The sequence below is a fragment of the Chamaesiphon sp. GL140_3_metabinner_50 genome, assembly GCF_025361915.1.
Classification (GTDB): Bacteria; Cyanobacteriota; Cyanobacteriia; order Cyanobacteriales; family Chamaesiphonaceae; genus Chamaesiphon.
The window spans coordinates 1-16,505 of the sequence record NZ_JANYJC010000116.1; the positions used below are offsets into that span (position 1 = coordinate 1).

Annotated in this window: 16 protein-coding genes, 2 tRNA genes and 1 pseudogene; 6 read left to right on the forward strand and 13 right to left on the reverse strand. The window is 46.5% G+C overall.

The features are described from left to right. From Q0R35_RS06195 to Q0R35_RS06230, 8 genes and pseudogenes are all read right to left on the reverse strand, one after another. A pseudogene (locus Q0R35_RS06195) lies at positions 1-674 on the reverse strand (site-specific integrase); the annotation flags it as partial. Between the two features lie 140 nt (positions 675-814). Next, positions 815-888, reverse strand: a tRNA-Pro gene (locus tag Q0R35_RS06200). Positions 889-1,026: 138 nt separating this feature from the next. Next, complete coding sequence (locus tag Q0R35_RS06205) at positions 1,027-2,604, reverse strand: NAD(P)H-quinone oxidoreductase subunit 4 (RefSeq protein WP_366944833.1); 1,578 nt, start codon at positions 2,602-2,604, stop codon at positions 1,027-1,029. Positions 2,605-2,648: 44 nt separating this feature from the next. Further along, a complete protein-coding gene (locus Q0R35_RS06210; RefSeq protein ID WP_295615223.1) occupies positions 2,649-2,789 on the reverse strand; it encodes a hypothetical protein in 141 nt (46 codons plus the stop codon). 245 nt (positions 2,790-3,034) lie between these two features. Then, positions 3,035-3,114, reverse strand: a tRNA-Leu gene (locus Q0R35_RS06215). Continuing rightward, entirely contained in the window at positions 3,093-3,971 is an 879-nt protein-coding gene (locus Q0R35_RS06220; RefSeq protein WP_295615224.1) for a M48 family metallopeptidase, read from the reverse strand. The genes Q0R35_RS06215 and Q0R35_RS06220 overlap by 22 nt, the downstream gene beginning before the upstream one ends. Positions 3,972-4,065: 94 nt before the next feature. After that, the gene (locus Q0R35_RS06225; RefSeq protein WP_295615225.1) at positions 4,066-4,494 is read right to left on the reverse strand and encodes a hypothetical protein; all 429 of its coding nucleotides are present in this window, start codon (positions 4,492-4,494) and stop codon (positions 4,066-4,068) included. A 130-nt stretch (positions 4,495-4,624) separates the two neighbouring features. Then, a complete protein-coding gene (locus Q0R35_RS06230) occupies positions 4,625-4,981 on the reverse strand; it encodes an iron-sulfur cluster assembly accessory protein (RefSeq protein ID WP_295615226.1) in 357 nt (118 codons plus the stop codon). A gap of 183 nt (positions 4,982-5,164) precedes the next feature. Between Q0R35_RS06230 and Q0R35_RS06235 the strand changes: the two genes are divergently transcribed. From Q0R35_RS06235 to Q0R35_RS06260, 6 genes are all read left to right on the forward strand, one after another. Next, complete coding sequence (locus Q0R35_RS06235; protein WP_295615227.1) at positions 5,165-6,850, forward strand: hypothetical protein; 1,686 nt, start codon at positions 5,165-5,167, stop codon at positions 6,848-6,850. 336 nt (positions 6,851-7,186) lie between these two features. Next, positions 7,187-9,403, forward strand: a complete 2,217-nt coding sequence (locus Q0R35_RS06240) for a serine/threonine phosphatase (RefSeq protein WP_295615228.1) — start codon at positions 7,187-7,189, stop codon at positions 9,401-9,403. Between the two features lie 83 nt (positions 9,404-9,486). Next, a complete protein-coding gene (locus Q0R35_RS06245) occupies positions 9,487-10,977 on the forward strand; it encodes an aminotransferase class I/II-fold pyridoxal phosphate-dependent enzyme (RefSeq protein WP_295615229.1) in 1,491 nt (496 codons plus the stop codon). 198 nt (positions 10,978-11,175) lie between these two features. Next, the gene (locus Q0R35_RS06250; protein ID WP_295615237.1) at positions 11,176-11,931 is read left to right on the forward strand and encodes a response regulator transcription factor; all 756 of its coding nucleotides are present in this window, start codon (positions 11,176-11,178) and stop codon (positions 11,929-11,931) included. 226 nt (positions 11,932-12,157) lie between these two features. Continuing rightward, on the forward strand, positions 12,158-13,576 hold the full coding sequence (locus Q0R35_RS06255) for an NAD(P)/FAD-dependent oxidoreductase (protein WP_295615230.1): 1,419 nt from the start codon (positions 12,158-12,160) through the stop codon (positions 13,574-13,576). A gap of 32 nt (positions 13,577-13,608) precedes the next feature. Continuing rightward, on the forward strand, positions 13,609-14,337 hold the full coding sequence (locus Q0R35_RS06260; protein ID WP_295615231.1) for an EndoU domain-containing protein: 729 nt from the start codon (positions 13,609-13,611) through the stop codon (positions 14,335-14,337). On the opposite strand, the gene miaE is transcribed toward Q0R35_RS06260, so the two are convergent. The 5 genes from miaE to Q0R35_RS06285 all read right to left on the reverse strand — a co-directional run bounded on the left by miaE (position 14,334) and on the right by Q0R35_RS06285 (position 16,421). Next, positions 14,334-14,933 (reverse strand): tRNA isopentenyl-2-thiomethyl-A-37 hydroxylase MiaE, encoded by a 600-nt coding sequence (gene miaE, locus Q0R35_RS06265; RefSeq protein WP_295615232.1) that lies wholly within the window; start codon positions 14,931-14,933, stop codon positions 14,334-14,336. The two genes, Q0R35_RS06260 and miaE, sit on opposite strands and share 4 nt — an antisense overlap. A 90-nt stretch (positions 14,934-15,023) precedes the next feature. After that, the gene (locus Q0R35_RS06270) at positions 15,024-15,260 is read right to left on the reverse strand and encodes a hypothetical protein (RefSeq protein WP_295615233.1); all 237 of its coding nucleotides are present in this window, start codon (positions 15,258-15,260) and stop codon (positions 15,024-15,026) included. Positions 15,261-15,313: 53 nt separating this feature from the next. Next, entirely contained in the window at positions 15,314-15,697 is a 384-nt protein-coding gene (locus Q0R35_RS06275) for a hypothetical protein (RefSeq protein WP_295615234.1), read from the reverse strand. Positions 15,698-15,841: 144 nt separating this feature from the next. After that, the gene (locus Q0R35_RS06280; protein WP_295615235.1) at positions 15,842-16,180 is read right to left on the reverse strand and encodes a type II toxin-antitoxin system PemK/MazF family toxin; all 339 of its coding nucleotides are present in this window, start codon (positions 16,178-16,180) and stop codon (positions 15,842-15,844) included. Then, positions 16,170-16,421 carry a hypothetical protein gene (locus Q0R35_RS06285; protein WP_295615236.1) on the reverse strand — a complete coding sequence of 84 codons (252 nt, stop codon included), beginning with the start codon at positions 16,419-16,421 and terminating at the stop codon, positions 16,170-16,172. The genes Q0R35_RS06280 and Q0R35_RS06285 overlap by 11 nt, the downstream gene beginning before the upstream one ends. Positions 16,422-16,505: the final 84 nt, after the last annotated feature.

Below are 16,505 nucleotides of genomic sequence, written 5' to 3' on the forward strand. Positions count from 1 at the left end.
GCTTCACCAGGGCGCGTACCCATCCCAAATCGAAACACCACATAATCGGCATAGTGGGAATAGTAGCGACTGTCTCTAAAGCCCTGAATGATGCGCTTAACTTCATCCCTAGTGAACGTTGCACAGGGCTGGACTGGCACCGATCGAAACCTAGCGGCTACACCTCGCCACGGGTTTTCATCAGCTAAATGATATCTGTCCTTACCCGAGTCCCACGCACTCTCTAACAGCCAAATTCTCTGCTTGGCGGTGTCTGGTTTCAAAGTGTCCCAACAGACAGCCGCAAACGCTTCGACGCGACGTTTATCGACATCAGCCGCTCGAATGTTCAGATGTTTTTCTAGCATCCGAGCCAGAAATTTGTAACGGGTATCGATCGAGTTTTTACTCAATCCCTTACTCTTGACTTGATGCTTGGTGAATGTCCCAAATAGTTCGACCGTACTTGTCTCAGTAGGATTCTTGCCGAGCGTGCGGGGCTTGTACTTGAGAAAGGTCGGATCGTAGTACCCATACTTAACATCGTTCTCAATCTGGCACTTAATACCTTGTGCGTGCGCCCTACCCGTTGGGGAATCTTCTACAGCCGCCGATATGGATACTCGATTTCCTGTTTGGGGACAAACCCATCTTAGGAGTAACTTACCTTTGCGCGGTTCGATCGTGACTTTCATGGTGGTAAAAAAGGTGGTAAAAACGTCATGTCTTAACACCCCTAATCACCCTTTTACATTGCCTGAATGACAACAAAAGGGCTTCAACAAAGCTTGAAAGCCTTGCCGAAACCCTTTTATAGTGCTGTTTTTACCCTTAATCGGGATGAGAGGATTTGAACCTCCGACCCCTGCTTCCCGAAAGCAGTGCGCTACCAAGCTGCGCTACATCCCGACGAGCGAATACATCAGTTTACAATTATAACGTAAGATCGGGAGATTGAGATTATCTAGATTCTAAATCGATCGAGCTATTGGGATAGTGAGGGTACCGCTAGTCGATACCCTCATACCATCAGTATCGTAGTAGCGACTAGTCGATAATTTTGGGTGCGCGGACGATATCGCCACTTGCGACTGGATTAGAAGGCTTGTGGGCGATCGTCGGGACGGAATCGCGTAGGTGTGCTGTTAGAGTGGTAGTGGTCGAGTCATAAATCTGGGTGAGCAGTTTGGGGTAGAAACCTACGCCGATAATCGGTACCAATAGACAGGCGATGATAAATACCTCTCTGGGTTCGGCATCGACTAACTCTTCGTGTGCGACTAATTCTTTATTTTCGGCACCATAGAAGATTTCTCGCAGCATCGAGAGCAGATAAATCGGGGTGAGTACGACTCCGATCGCCGCAATTAACACCATAATCACTTTAAACTGGGTCGTGTAGGCATCGCTGGTACTAAAACCGACAAATACCATCAGTTCGGCAACAAAGCCGCTCATGCCTGGTAAAGCGAGGGAAGCCATCGAGCAGGCGATAAACATCGCAAAAATCTTTTTCATCTTTTGCCCGACACCGCCCATTTCGTCGAGCATTAAGGTGTGGGTACGATCGTAAGTCGCTCCAACTAGGAAGAATAAACTCGCCCCAATTAAGCCGTGGGAGACCATTTGTAAGACTGCACCACTCATGCCCACATCGGTAAAGGAGGCAATCCCAATTAGCACGAATCCCATGTGCGAAATCGAAGAATAGGCAATCTTCCGTTTGAGGTTGCGTTGAGCGAACGAAGTTAAGGCGGCATAGACGATATTTACCACCCCCAGCACGATCAATACTGGTGCAAACGTAGCGTGAGCGTCGGGTAACATGCCTGCATTCATCCGAATTAGGGCATAACCGCCCATCTTCAGTAGTACGCCCGCTAGCAGCATGTGGACTGGTGCGGTAGCTTCTCCATGCGCGTCGGGGAGCCAGGTATGGAGCGGAATAATCGGTAGTTTGACCCCGTAGGCAATCAATAATCCAGCGTACATAAAGAGCTGGAAATTGTGGGTGTAATTCTTGGCGGCTAATGTCCGCATATCAAAGCTAACTGTATCGCCATAAAATCCCATCGCTAAGGCAGCTACCAGGATGAACAAGGAGCCGCCAGCGGTGTAAAGGATAAATTTGGTCGAAGCGTAGAGTCGCTTCTTACCGCCCCAAATTGCGAGGAATAGGTAAACTGGTAGGAGTTCTAGTTCCCAGACTAGGAAAAATAACAACATATCCTGGACGGTAAAGACGGCAATCTGTCCGCCGTACATGACCAGCATCAGGAAGTAAAATAGTTTGGGCTTGAAGGTGACTGGCCATGCTGCTAAAATTGCTAGCGTAGTTACAAAGCCAGTGAGTAATACCAGCGGCATCGAAATTCCATCGACTCCTACCGACCATCTGAGATCTAATTGGGGAATCCAAGTGTAGCTTTCGACTAGTTGGAGTCGATCGCTATGAATATCATAGTGGTTAGCAAAGGTATAGACGAGTAATACAAAATCAATCAATCCGACAATTAGCGCGTACCAGCGTACCGTCCGCCCATCTTTATCGGGAATAATCGGGATCGCTAGCGCAGCGAGTACTGGAAATATAATAATTGTGGTCAACCAGGGGAAGCTATTCATAGGCATTCTGAATCGGGATGCACCCGATCGATTAGTTAAGATATTTAATGACGATCGTTCTCTGGGATGGTAGCAGGTCTGAGATCTGGAGGACGATGCCGTTCAGCAGATAATACCCAATCTAAATTTGCTAACATTTTGCTGGAGCGATCGCGTCGATGCTCGATCTCAAAATTTTGATGCAATTAGTCGATCGCGTTCGCGTTGGTCGATCGTTTTGCTGATATTTAGCTATGTTGACGTGCCTCTGGTGCTGGTGAGGCGTAGTAAATATACCTACTTGTCACTATAGGCGATCCCCAGATGCTGGGACTAGGATCTCACAATTCCTTAATAAACTGCCATTCATTCCGACTAAAAAACCCGACCTCTTTAAAAGAAGTCGGGTTTCTTATCTAACCCAACCGGAATACAATTGGGTGTCATGCTATGGGCAGCGTCGGACTCGAACCGACACGCTTTCGCGGATGATTTTGAGTCAACTGCGTCTACCAATTCCGCCAGCCGCCCTTATTTATAGCTTGCTTATCATAGCGCATAGTGGGGTTATTTAGCAAGGACTGATAATTATCGGTTTGCGACCAAGCATCGATCTCTTTGGCGCGCAATACGGGCACGGGATGGCTGAGTTGTTCGGTTTGGCTGGCTGTGAGCATTTTACCAAAACTAGTGGTGCCGATCGCCTCATAAGCACGAGCCTGATCGAGAAAGGCATCGACGTTTAGCAATGGTGCCAGTAGTGGCGATCCGCCGGAGAGTTTCATCAAGACGGAAATTACAGTTTTGGGATCTTGACTGACGAGTAGAGCTGCCCGATCGCAACTGAACTCGGCACAGCGCAACCATTGGAGCATTTGCGCCTGGAGATTTTGGGCGATCGCATTACCGACACCTGGCAATAAGCCACCTGTGGCGAGAACGATGATATTGGCGAGGGTGAGGTAAACGCCATGTTCGCATTTAAGGTGTCCCAATTCGTGCGCGATGACGGCTTGGAGTTCTGCGGGGGTGAGTAAATCGACGAGGGAGGTATGGACGACGATGAAGGGTTTTTTACCGCGTACTGCCATCGTATAGGCATTAGGCGCGGGATGCTGTTTGAGATAGAGTTGGGGTACTTCTAAATCGAGAATGCCACAGGCTTCGACTAGTAGTTTGTGGATGTGGGGGAGTTGATGTTCGCCAATCAGCACGCTAGCGGCAATGTTATTGAGATATAGAAATTCTTCAGTAACGCCACCTAATAAGTTACGCACCAATAAATCTAAGCCAGGGAGTCTGCGGAGGCTGGTAGTCGCTTCTAAGTCTAATGGGTGACGAAACTTATCGGCTTGTAAGCCGATTAATTGAGTTTTGGTATTTAACATTTTTTAGAAGTTGATGAATAATGATGACAAATACTACCCACATAGCGATCGAGATCGGGGCAACTGATGAATCACCCCTACCCAGATCTTAATTCTAGTCCTCAAAAATCAACTTTTCAATCCGCTTGAGACTCGCCCAATCGGGTTTGCGACTGAATCCATCTTCAAAATTGGCAACTACTTGAGCGCGAACTTCGGGTGCGGCTTCGACGAGACTTTTCGCCAGTTCGATATGTTCGCGAACGCCAGATTGCTTAACTTCTAGCATCGCTGCGGCTAGATTGATCCGCGTTTGAGCGTCGAAGGGATCGATTTTCATCGACTTGAGAGCAGCTTTAATCGCTAGTTGGGGCTTATCTTCGAGTAAGTACAACCAGGATAGACACGTCCACGCACTATCGAGTTTCGGCGATTTGTTACAGACATCAATAAAAATTGGGATTAGCTTCGCTGGGCTTTCACCTGCTTGATATTTCTCAATTGCATTGTCAAACAATTCATTCGGGGCGATGGTTTCAGCCATGGGTTAGGTGTTAGGTATTAGGTGTTAGGTATTGGGTTTTGGGTGTTAGGTTTTGGGTGTTAGGTTTTGGGTATTGGGTATTAAAATACTTCTAAAGCCTAAAGCCTAACACCTAACACCTAAAGCCTTCCTAAACTGCAAAAGATTTACCACAACCACAACTTTGCGCGGCATTAGGGTTGGTAAACTGGAACCCACCACCGATCATCGCATCGCTGTAGTCGAGGACGAGACCATACACATATAACATACTCTTTCGATCGCAGACTAGTTTGAACCCGCTGTAATCGCAGATTTCGTCATCGTCTCGAATCTGACTGGGATCTTCAAAATCCATCACATAAGACATTCCCGAACAACCGCCTTGACGGACACCGACACGCAAGCACAGATCTTTACCTTGCTTTTCGCGTAAGGCGACTACGTGCGCTAGGGCACTGTCGGTCATTTGGATACTGGGTTTTTTCGTAGCAATTACTTCAGTCATGGGTTACGCTCGACTCTCGGTGAGAAATCTCCAAATTAGCAGATTTAAGCAAACTTAAACCTAAATCTATGTTAACTTCTCTGACCCGATCGGTGCCGACTATAAATTACCGCATAAGATCGAAAGGGCGGATATTTTCAATTTTCTGGCAATTTTCGCTCGACTCTTAGGTGCAATTTGATTATGACGGCGATTAGTCCTTCCACTCAACGACGACTCCAACAACTTCCCCAACTTTCCAGTGTCTGGGAGGGCGATCGACGCTATGTAGCCGAGTTGGTTCAGGAGTTAGAATTAGATCGCGATGCGGCTTTAGATCGGATCCAGCAGCGCAGAGAACTGATCGTCTGGGTGGATGGGATCGACTGTGTAGTGCGATCGATGGAAGTTGTCAATGCGACGATGGGGAATGAAGCGATCGTCAGAGCCTTAATTAAGGCGATGGAATCACCCCAAGCTCCATCACAGCCAGCGCGTCCCCAGAAAATTGTCGTGCGAGATCGCCAGTTACAATTTTACCTGCGCGGCGTACTTCAAGATTTAGAAATCGTCGTCGAATACGTGCCCGAATTGCCGATTGTCGATGAATTATTTCAGCGGTTTACCGATCTGGCTGGCGCGCGCGCGCCCAAATTGCCCCGTCGCTATTTAGAATCGCTCAAAGCCACTGCCAGAGAGATTTGGACTTTGGCTCCGTGGTCGATGTTAGCTGATTATGAAGCGATTTCAATCGAGTTAAATAAATGGGATATCGAAAAATTTTATGTCTCGGTAATGGGCATGTTAGGGATGGAGTATGGCGTGCTGCTGTATCGATCGCTCGAATCGTTGCATCGGTTTCGGGCAATGGCTCTCAACCGCGACGAATCTAGCCAGATGGAGTCGGCTTTTTTGTCTCAAGATTGTATTTTTGTAACTTTCGACGCAGCGGTAGAGATTTCTACTAAAGGCTCCGATCTCCCGCACGATGTAGGTACATTGTCAGCGACCGAGATCGAGCCGAACTTCGGTAACATTCACCCAATGGAGGGTATGCGCCCCTTCTTGTACGAAGAAGAAGCGATCGCGACGAATGTGGCACTGATGGCTCTTAAACAGTTCATAGCCGATTTTAGGCAGCAATTAGACGCAGACGAACTACCCAGTCTCTCAGCGACGATCGAAGTGACGATCCCCGATCTGAGCGCGCCAGAACCAATATTGCGCGTAAGTGGCACCGCACCGCCATCCCGTAGCGAAACGGCGATCGTCGAAACATTACCAGAACTTTCTCAAGAATTGCTGAAAATGCATCTGGCACTGGGAAATGATGATGAATTCGATCCGCTCGAACTCCAAATTCGCGAGGATTTAATTCCCAACGACTCATTTATTAGTTTGGGGATGATGCCCTGGGATCGAGTCGAAATCATTCGTCAGTCGGTTGTTTATCACCAATCGAGCGAAGTCCAGCCTTTGGGCGAAGGGTTACCAATTATCCTGATCCAGACGACTCGCCCCAAAGCCCGCGAAATTATCGAGCGGATTCAACAGGCTGGCGGCTTACAGGGAATTTGCTTCAATCCTGGTGAAGATCCGATCGCCGGAGATCGGTTCGACTTGGGCATCTTACAACTCGCCGATGATGAAATGCAGCTATTTGGCGAGTTCGATAATGACAGCGCAGTACACATGGAAGCGCGCAAAAAGTGGCACCAGCGGAGCAACAAAACTCAAGGATATTGCGGCTTGATCGTCGCCCAAGGCTTGACGGGTAAGGCACGGGGCAATCCTGGCATCCGAGAGACAATCGCTTTTCTGGAAACTAAATCTCTCGCCGATGACGATCTGGGGCTAGGCACGTTACAATTAATGCGTCATTTTGATTGAGGCGGAACTAAAAGTCAAGCCCGATCGATAACAATTACTCATATAACGATCGAGAAATTGTAAATTTAATCCAACCGCATGGGAAGTATAGATAATAGAAGATTTATTTTAGTTAGATTATTTCAATCTGAGACTGACACATGGCAAACTAGATTTAATCTTAGGTAAGTTTGGAGTTGCCGACCTTACCGGAGATTTGTTGGAGTTGCTAAGATGCGGGCAATCCTACGGGGAATTAAACCTGCCCGATCTGACTGGTGTAATATTGATACTATTACAACCTACTCAATACTCGCACCTATTGAGGTTGCTTGCCTACATCTCTAAAGTGCTCTGTTGTCATCTACCAATATGATTAGCTGTCCATACTGTCAATTAACAAATCCCCAACACAATAATTTTTGTCAAGGTTGTGGTAAGTCGCTCAAACACTATGTTTGTCGCAATTGCGGGCAAAATGTAGACTTTGATGCCGAAAGTTGTCCGCAGTGCCAAACCAGCAGCGGTACTTATTGGTGGGCAATTATCGAACCGACAGGCGAAACAGCCACCCAGCAGGTGGGAGTGGAGTCAGCAGACAGCAGCGAACTAGGGGATAAATTGGCGCAAATCGAACCGATCTTCGCCGAAGTTAATGCCAGCGATAGTAATCTCTCATTGGACGATCTCAGCCTGTGGGATGGAGCTGGTGACATCCTCGAATCGCTCGTCCAACCAGACAAACTTGTCGCAGCCCCACCCAGTGACGAGCTAGAGCCAAGTCCTTGGGATTTGTCGGAGCCAGATCTGACAGCGGACAAATTTGAGAGCAGATTTCCATCGATACCCACCCAGACACGAGTCGAACCGACAGTCGATCCGGTCATTAACAGCGAGCCACTAGTGGCGACTACCTATCTCGATCCTCAATGTAACTATAGATTGCTCGATCCAGTAGCCCTTCAGCTACTGAAACCGGGCGACTCTAGCCAAGTCCGGGTAATCGATCGTCAACCATTCTGTAATACCCTCTTGGAGATATTGATGGAGCAAGAACCCGTCACATTAGATAGCCCGATTGATGATGCTGAGTCGGAGCCAGACAGCACAACAGCCGCAAAACCAATTGCTGCCTATCGACAATGGCAGTTTTGGAATACGCACGGCATTCCCAAAGTCGCGCAAGCATATATCGCGCTCCAAGTCAGTTTACCCGGTACGGTGCCGACGATTCGCGATAGTTGGAGTCATGATGGTAAAGCCGTGACAATCGTTGAAGATCGCAGCAACTGGACACAATTAGCCGCTAGCTGGAACGATCCCCAAATTCCCTCTTCCCAAACGATTTATTGGCTAGACTCGACACTCAAACTGTGGGTAGCACTCGAACCGTGGCAAATGCGCCAAAGCTTACTCGAAACCGCTAACTTGCTGCTCGATGAAGACGCGAGAATCTGCTTCCAACGGTTGCACCCAGAGCCAGTCGATAGGCAACTCCAGCTTGCAGATTTAGCACGAATGTGGAAACAATTGTTCGATCGCTTCCCGGTAAATGAAGTCGAATCTCATCGTCCCGCCTCTTCGGCAATTGCCAACTTGCTCCAGTCGATCCAAAGCGGCGAAATCGAACGGATTGAAGAAGTTAGATCGAGACTTCAGCAAATTGCCTACGAACTAGAACCCAAACAACTCAGCGCGCCACTCCAGTCGCCAGTCTCGGCAGATTTAAGCACTCCCCAAGAGGCACCGACAATCTCGCTTGCCCAAAATTTAATCGATTTAGAAGATGCAGCAGCGACGCATACAGGCAAAAAACGCGACCATAATGAAGATTGCTATGGCATGGTGAGTCGGATCGATCGCCAAAATAGCCCGAAAGGTAATAGCATCAACGCGCGCGGTGTCTACATTCTCTGCGATGGGATGGGGGGACACGACGGGGGCGAAATTGCCAGCGCGATGACAGTAGATATCTTGCGAGACTATTTTGCCACTCGCTGGGACGGCGATACTCTCCCCGACGAGCAAACTATCCGTGAAGGTATCGTCGCGGCGAATGAGGCGGTATTTGAGATCAATCAAAAAAAATCTGCCCACGGTAGCGGTAGAATGGGTACCACGCTAGTGCTGGTATTAGTCCAAGATCGGAATATTGCCGTGGCGCACGTCGGCGACTCGCGCTGTTATGGAATTACTCCCACTCAAGGTTTAATTCAACTCACGCTCGATCACGAAGTGGGGCAACAACAAATTTTACGGGGAGTCGATCCAGACATTGCTTACGGTCGTCCCGATTCTTATCAATTAACTCAAGCAATCGGCCCACGCGATCGCAATTATATCGCCCCGGATATTCGGTTTTTTGAACTTCAAGAAAATACGCTAATCGTACTAGCCTCTGATGGTTTGACAGATAATCAATTACTCGAAAACTATTGGTTGACAAATGTTGCACCCTTACTTTCGCCTAATGCCAATCTGCAAGATGGGGTCGATCGACTTATCGATTTTGCCAACGAATATAACGGTCATGATAATATCACCGCGCTGGTAGTTCGAGCAAAGTTGGGTTAATTCAGATCTTGCCTTAAAACAGAGTTACTAGTGTTTCAGTGGATAGTGGATAGTGAATAGTGGATAGTTTTAGTTGGCAATAAATGAATCGATCGAATCAGTGTCAAACGCCAATTATCGACGCACTTGAGGCGTGGGTTAGCACAAATCATGCGGCTTTTTATACGCCTGGGCACAAACGCGGTGTCGGGATGAACTCTAGTTTAGTCGATCGGTGGGGGGCGGATGTGTTGAAATGGGATTTACCAGAACTGCCAGGATTGGATAATCTCCACGCCCCCACAGGCATTATCGCCGCCGCGCAAGCTTTAGCTGCTGAAACTTTTGGCGCGCAACAGACGTGGTTTTTAGTCAATGGTTCGACAGCCGGAGTTATTGCGGCAATTTTGGCAACTTGTGGAATGGGGGACAAGATTATTTTGCCTCGTAATATCCATTCTTCCGCCATTGCTGGTGTCATTCATGCTGGTGCGGTGCCGATTTTTATCGAGCCAGAATACGATCGAGAGTTAGATCTGGCACATAGCATTACTCCAGCGGCGGTTAAATTCGCGCTAGAGCAGCATCCCGATACTAAAGCCGTGATGGTGGTCTATCCGACTTATTACGGCGCGTGTGGCGATTTAGCTGCCATTGCGGAGATCGTCCATAGTTATCAGATTCCGCTCTTGGTAGATGAAGCTCACGGCGCGCATCTTGGGTTCCATGCCGACTTACCACCTGCGGCGTTAAGTGTGGGGGCAGATTTGGCGGTACAATCGACGCATAAGTTATTGGGTGCGTTGACTCAATCGGCGATGTTGCATGTAAATAGCCCTCGGATCGATATCGAGAGAGTCAGTCGAGCGTTACGGCTATTGCAAACAACTAGTCCGAGTTATTTACTATTAGCTTCTCTAGACGCGGCGCGCCAACAAATGGCATTACATGGCGAAGAGTTGATGGCAAAAACAATCGAGTTAGCCAGAATTGCGCGAGAGCGGATCGAGCGGATCGATGGACTTTCGACACTTAAATTAGATGCCCCCACACCGGGCTGGAAATATCTCGATCCGACGCGATTGACTGTCACCGTCACGGGTTTGAACCTAACTGGATTTGAAGCCGATGAAATTTTAACTGAGTCAGCAAGATTGCCGCAACATCCAGGGTTTAGCATTGTTGCCGAATTACCATCAGTCCGACATTTAACATTTATTATTAGTCTGGGAAATACACTCGCCGATATCGATCGATTAGTCGCAGGATTTACCGAACTAGCTAGCAATTACAATCGCTATCGACAGCTAAATTTAACCTCGATCGAGCCACCGACTAATATTATTACCCAGATGGCAATTACACCACGTCAAGCCGATCGATCGCACCATATTAGCGTACCATTCGATCGAGCTGTTGGCAAAATTAGTGCCGAATCAATTTGTCCCTACCCACCGGGGATTCCAGTCTTAATCCCAGGTGAAATCATCACGACAGTCGCACTTACTTACTTGCAAAAAATTATCGATCTCGGCGGTGAAATTGCGGGGTGTAGCGATCCAACTTTAGCGACACTTCGCGTCGTCGTCGAGTAAACTCAACAAAGAGATCGCCATCTCTCGATATCTCCACAATTATTACCTATTTATCGTGTAGCATTGTGAGAGAGGCGATCGCCTGCTAATAATAGTGTAGATACAAAAAATTTTGCCCCCGATCGGACTACCTAAATACTTGTTTAAAGACTTTAGATTAGACAATCAATTCCTTATCTTTTTTCGTTATTTGTGATGATGCTCGCACTCAACATGTCGAATCACTCTGCTATCGGGCAATTAGGCACAGTCACCAATCGCATTTTAGTAGTAGAAGATGAAGAATCGATTAGAGAACTGCTCGTGTTAGGGTTAGAAGAGGAGGGTTATGAAGTAGTTGCTGTCGCAGATGGACATAGTGCGCTGACACAGTGTCAAGCCACAACTCCCCAACTCCAAGAGTTTCCCTTCGATTTAATTATTCTCGATTTAATGCTGCCTAAAGTCAGCGGTTTAGATTTATGTCGATTTTTACGATACCAAAATAATCACGTCCCGATTTTAATTGTCAGTGCTAAAACCACCGAAACCGATCGGGTATTAGGATTAGAAGTAGGCGCAGATGATTATATCAGTAAGCCGTTTAGTATGCGAGAATTAGTCGCACGCTGTCGCGCGCTGCTGCGTCGTCAGCGGCTGAATGTGGCTGCCGATCCGCCAACTATTCAATTTCAAGAGGTCGTACTTTATCCTGAAGAGTATCGGGTAGCAGTACGCGGTATCGATGTGAATCTCTCGCCGAGAGAATTTAGGTTATTAGAACTATTTATGCAAAACCCGCGCCGCGTCTGGGATCGAGAGCAATTACTCGATCGCGTCTGGGGGATTGACTTTATCGGCGATCGCAAAACCGTAGATGTTCACATTCGCTGGTTGCGCGAAAAACTCGAAATCGATCCCAGCCAACCGCAATACATCACCACCGTACGCGGCTTCGGTTATCGGTTTGGTTAGAGGATAGGTGTTAGGTATTAGGTTTTAGGTTTTAGCAAAGATCTACCCACACTTCGGCTTCGCTCAGTGCAACGCCCCGCCCTTTGGGCACCCCTGTCTTGAAAAGGTGCTTTACTTGGGGAAACCCCAAGAACGCACTTTTCGCTCCGAGGAGGGGATTTTTCCACTTCTTACTTCTTACTTCTTACTCCCATCTCCCATCTCCCATCTCCCCTCTTTCCCAATTTTGACTCTAGAATACGACTTAGTAATTATTGGTGCGACAGCAGCGGCGAGAGCAGCGGCGATCGAAGCTGTCAATTTACAGGCGCGGGTGGCGTTGGTATTACCGCAGCTAGCTGACGAACGACTCCATCCTCAGCGCGATTTCTACCCCTATGCGTTGGCGCGAATAGCACAATCCCATCGGATTGAGAGAACGCGGCTTCAGCAGCCAACTAGCTACCCCTGGAAGTATGCGGAAGCGGCGATCGATAGGCTCGATCGGCAATTGAGCAATTCAGTCTTAGCGGCGATGGGTGTAGATACGATCGTCGGGATGGGTGAATTTTGTCGTCGTCCCCAACTGGCTTTTAATGTCGAGAATAGAGTGCTGCGCGCTCGTGCTTATCTGATCGCGACTGGTACGATTTCGCATTATCCGTTAATTCCGGGGATTCAAGCTGCGGGTTATATGGTACTCGATCGATTGCCAAGTTTAGTCGATCGGCAAATTCCGTTGCGCTGGGCGATTGTTGGCTCGGAATCGGTGGGAGTAGAATTGGCTCAAACCTTGGCAAAATTAGGATGTCGAGTCTCACTAATCGTCGAAACCGAACGAATTTTGCCATACGAAGATCCCGATCTTGCCAATCTCATTCAGGCGCAATTAGAAGCCGATGGAGTGGAGATTTATTTAGAAACGATTGTTACTAATGTCGATACCGAAAATCGGGCTAAGTTAGTTACGCTCGGCGATGAAACGATCGCTGTCGATGAGATATTTATCGCTTTACCCGATCGACCGCGATTAGAATCATTTAATTTGCTCGGCGTGGGTGTAGACTATACCGAAAAAGGCATCTCGATCGATAATAAGCTCCAAACTTCTAACGAGCGAATTTATGCTTGTGGTGGTGTCTGTGGAAATGTTTTGGGTGGCTATCACAGTCAGAGCTTGACTGAATATGAAGCCAAAATCGCCGTCCGCAATGCACTATCGCGGCGCAAAACTAAAATTGACTATAACAGTTATCAAAACTTACCGTGGGCGGTATATACCGATCCGCCGCTAGCCAGAGTCGGCATGACACTCAGCATGGCAACCAATAGCAACCGCCGCGATCGGATCGTCTTGCAAAGTTATTTAAAAAACTCGCCTCAGGCAATTATAAGCGGCATTAATAGCGGCTTTTGTCAAGTTATTGTCACCCCCACCGGACGAATTTTAGGTGCAGAAATATTCGGTCACAATGCACCAGAATTAATTCAAATTTTCGCGATCGCCATCCATAATCAACTCAAAATCGCCGATCTGACTGCCGTTCCCTGTTTGTCGCCCAGTTATACCGAATTCATCTATCAAACCGCGCAAGAGTGGCATACGTATCAACGCCAGCGACGGCAAAAGTTTACCTGGTTCGATCGGTTATGCTGGTGGAAGTAAATTGCCCATACTATCCAACTCGGATCTACTAAATGGAAAAACCTCGCCTTCGTAAAAAACATTTAGCACCATTTTTCGATCGCATCGATAATCCCGAACGACATCATTTTCCGCACGGAATTGAAGTCGATATTACGCCATCACCGCCAGAATTATCTGCATTCGATCGCGATCTATTGCAAGTATGTGGTAATGTAGGCGATCGAGTTGATGCTCAAGATTTTATTAAATTATTAACAGCTTATCCACAAGTCTTAAAATTAATTAAAACTGCGGTAAATGGTGAAATTTTTCCAGGACGAACTACCGACGCTGAATTTATTGCCGATTTGACCGAAATTTGGTTTAAACGAGCTGGTTTCGAGCATGTTTTCTGTGGCACCATCGATGATGGGCAACTCAAAGGAATGCATTATGCGGGGCGATATCTGCAATTACAAGAGCTAGGAGTGGCGGGAAGATTGCCAGATAATCACCATCAAGAAGAAACTATCGCCGGGGTAATATATACGCTAGGAGTGTTGCTAAAACATGGCAATCGATTTATTATCGATCGACACAATGGTTATGCTTTAGTTACGGATGCAACAGAATTATTAGTAGCGGCAACAGTAGCATTTAAAAGTAGATCTAAATCGCGATCGGTTATTAATTTTCCGGTTGTCGATGCAGATTCAGGACATACTTATTCGGCAGTATTTGTTAAAGAAGATAACGCGATCGTGACTTTTTACCCCGATGCGACACCGACAGATTCTTAGCTATGAATTCTGGGTTCGGGATGAAGATTGGCAAGTAAATTACTTTCAAAAATCGCTAATTCACTCAGGCGAGATTGCACGAGCGGACGATCGAAATAAGTATCGGCAAGCAACCAATAAATCCCAAAATGACGGGCTTCTGATGCCATTAACCCTCGATAGAATGCCGCTAATTGCGGATCGGGAAGATTGCTACCGAGTAATCCCAGTCGCTCGTGAGAACGCGCTTCAATCAATCCCGAAACCAGGAGCGAATCGAGCATCCGGTGGGGTTCTTGAGTACGCACTTGGCTCATCAATCCCTTCCCATAAGGCGGTGCATTGAGCGGTGCGAGGGGAACACCACGTCGTTCGAGAATCTGATTGACTTGCTCGAAATGCTCTAATTCTTCTTGTGCGATGGCGGTTAATTGCCGCACCAGTTTATGACTGGATGGGTAGCGAAACATCATATTAATTGCGGTGCTGGCTGCTTTGCGCTCGCAATGCGAATGATCGAGCAAGATGGTATCGATATTCCCTAATGCTTGTTCGAGCCAAGCGGCTGATGTCGGTTGACATAAAATATTAATAGTTGGATTTGTAGTAACAATCATCTGTTAGTTTTAATGTTTAATAGTCAGATGTAATTCTTTAATTGACCTGCGTTCGTTTTTAATAAAAGCACTACTAGTGACAATATTAAATTACACTTTTTCTGATTCAGTTACGGACTGTAAACTTTGTTGCTGTTTAATTAGTCTCATTAACAGGCGCAATCCTTCATTAACTGCACCAGAATCTGGAAAAATTGTGGCGACATCAGGATCTAACTGGATAGTTACATAAGACTTCTTGCGTCCTGCTCCACGAGCGACAACAGTGAGTTGAGTAAAATCATATTCGGGTTGCAAATCATCATCCATTTCAGAGATCTGACTCATAAGCTTTACGTTCTTTTTTAGTAACTGGACGGGTACTGAAAAATAAATATAAATCAATGTGGATTAAACTTCCACTCATCGCCCTTAATTGAGCGCATCAAATTCTTTGGCACTGAATTATCTTGCGATATGAAAACATGAGTATAAAATTGATTATCATCAACAAAGAGACGACCACACTCCGAACATTGATAGATAGTCCGGGGACTATAGTCAGTTATGGTATCAGATATATCTGTCATTGTATCTTCAATTAATACATCTACATCAATTTTATTAGATGCAGCATCTTCGATATTCGTTACTAATTTTTTAATTTGTTCTTCTATTTTATAGCGCAAATCAGAAGAATCTTGGTCGGCTATAAAACTGGCTTTGTAGCTGATACAATCTGTATTATCATGAATAATATGACCACACTCGCAGAATATTTTCATTTGTAATAGGTTTTCTACACTTCAATCTGTTCATAGTAATAGAATCGACAGAAACCCGGCTTTTCAAAAATTGAGTTTCTGGTTGCTAGATTTAGGCAATTAACAAGCTAAACATCCAAATGACCCTCGATCGCGGTAAATCGATTAAGACTGAATTAAATTAACGATAATTTCTACAATTTTATCCTGGGTAGCTAAACTCAAAGAGCCAAGTTCGCGGCGAATCATCGATTGGCGGAGGGTGACGAGATGATCTAGGCGTATTGTCGATGCCTGTCTGAGTCCGCTAAGATTAAAATCTGGATGGGTCGAATCGATAATTAAGTCTGTATCTAGAAGTGTTGTCGGAATTCGACTGGTAATTAAAGCGAAAACGACGTGCTTGTAATCACCAATCGCATTAGTAAGACAGTAAACGGGTCGAACTTTGAGATCTGAGAGGTCATCAAAGGGGAACTGAACCAGTACTATTTTACCCTTCATAACTTACGGCTATGCCATCTTCAAGGGTATAAATATCTTCTTCAGGATCGTGGAGAAAAGCAAAGCTGGGATTATTGGCTGCTGTTTTATTCCATTGCGCTGGCGTGAGATCGGCTAATTCTGGTGCTTCTGGAAATAAAATCACAATTTGTACTCGACTGGGTTGATTTTGAGGCAAAGGCTCATCGAGTACTAATTCGCCATTCGCACTAATAGTGCCAGCACATGCAATCGATTTCATAGCATGAATTTTAATAAACTCTAGATGTCCATTTTAGTCTAAAATCTCAGCCACATCAGATCCCCGACTTTTTCAAAAAGTCGG

Excerpts from the sequence above, each read along its gene's own strand:
- Q0R35_RS06205 (WP_366944833.1), bottom strand. The coding sequence starts at position 2,604 with ATGAATAGCTTCCCCTGGTTGACCACAATTATTATATTTCCAGTACTC.
- Q0R35_RS06220 (WP_295615224.1), bottom strand. The coding sequence starts at position 3,971 with ATGTTAAATACCAAAACTCAATTAATCGGCTTACAAGCCGATAAGTTT.
- Q0R35_RS06225 (WP_295615225.1), bottom strand. The coding sequence starts at position 4,494 with ATGGCTGAAACCATCGCCCCGAATGAATTGTTTGACAATGCAATTGAG.
- Q0R35_RS06230 (WP_295615226.1), bottom strand. The coding sequence starts at position 4,981 with ATGACTGAAGTAATTGCTACGAAAAAACCCAGTATCCAAATGACCGAC.
- Q0R35_RS06235 (WP_295615227.1), top strand. The coding sequence starts at position 5,165 with ATGACGGCGATTAGTCCTTCCACTCAACGACGACTCCAACAACTTCCC.
- Q0R35_RS06245 (WP_295615229.1), top strand. The coding sequence starts at position 9,487 with ATGAATCGATCGAATCAGTGTCAAACGCCAATTATCGACGCACTTGAG.
- Q0R35_RS06250 (WP_295615237.1), top strand. The coding sequence starts at position 11,176 with ATGCTCGCACTCAACATGTCGAATCACTCTGCTATCGGGCAATTAGGC.
- Q0R35_RS06260 (WP_295615231.1), top strand. The coding sequence starts at position 13,609 with ATGGAAAAACCTCGCCTTCGTAAAAAACATTTAGCACCATTTTTCGAT.
- miaE (WP_295615232.1), bottom strand. The coding sequence starts at position 14,933 with ATGATTGTTACTACAAATCCAACTATTAATATTTTATGTCAACCGACA.
- Q0R35_RS06270 (WP_295615233.1), bottom strand. The coding sequence starts at position 15,260 with ATGAGTCAGATCTCTGAAATGGATGATGATTTGCAACCCGAATATGAT.
- Q0R35_RS06275 (WP_295615234.1), bottom strand. The coding sequence starts at position 15,697 with ATGAAAATATTCTGCGAGTGTGGTCATATTATTCATGATAATACAGAT.
- Q0R35_RS06280 (WP_295615235.1), bottom strand. The coding sequence starts at position 16,180 with ATGAAGGGTAAAATAGTACTGGTTCAGTTCCCCTTTGATGACCTCTCA.
- Q0R35_RS06285 (WP_295615236.1), bottom strand. The coding sequence starts at position 16,421 with ATGAAATCGATTGCATGTGCTGGCACTATTAGTGCGAATGGCGAATTA.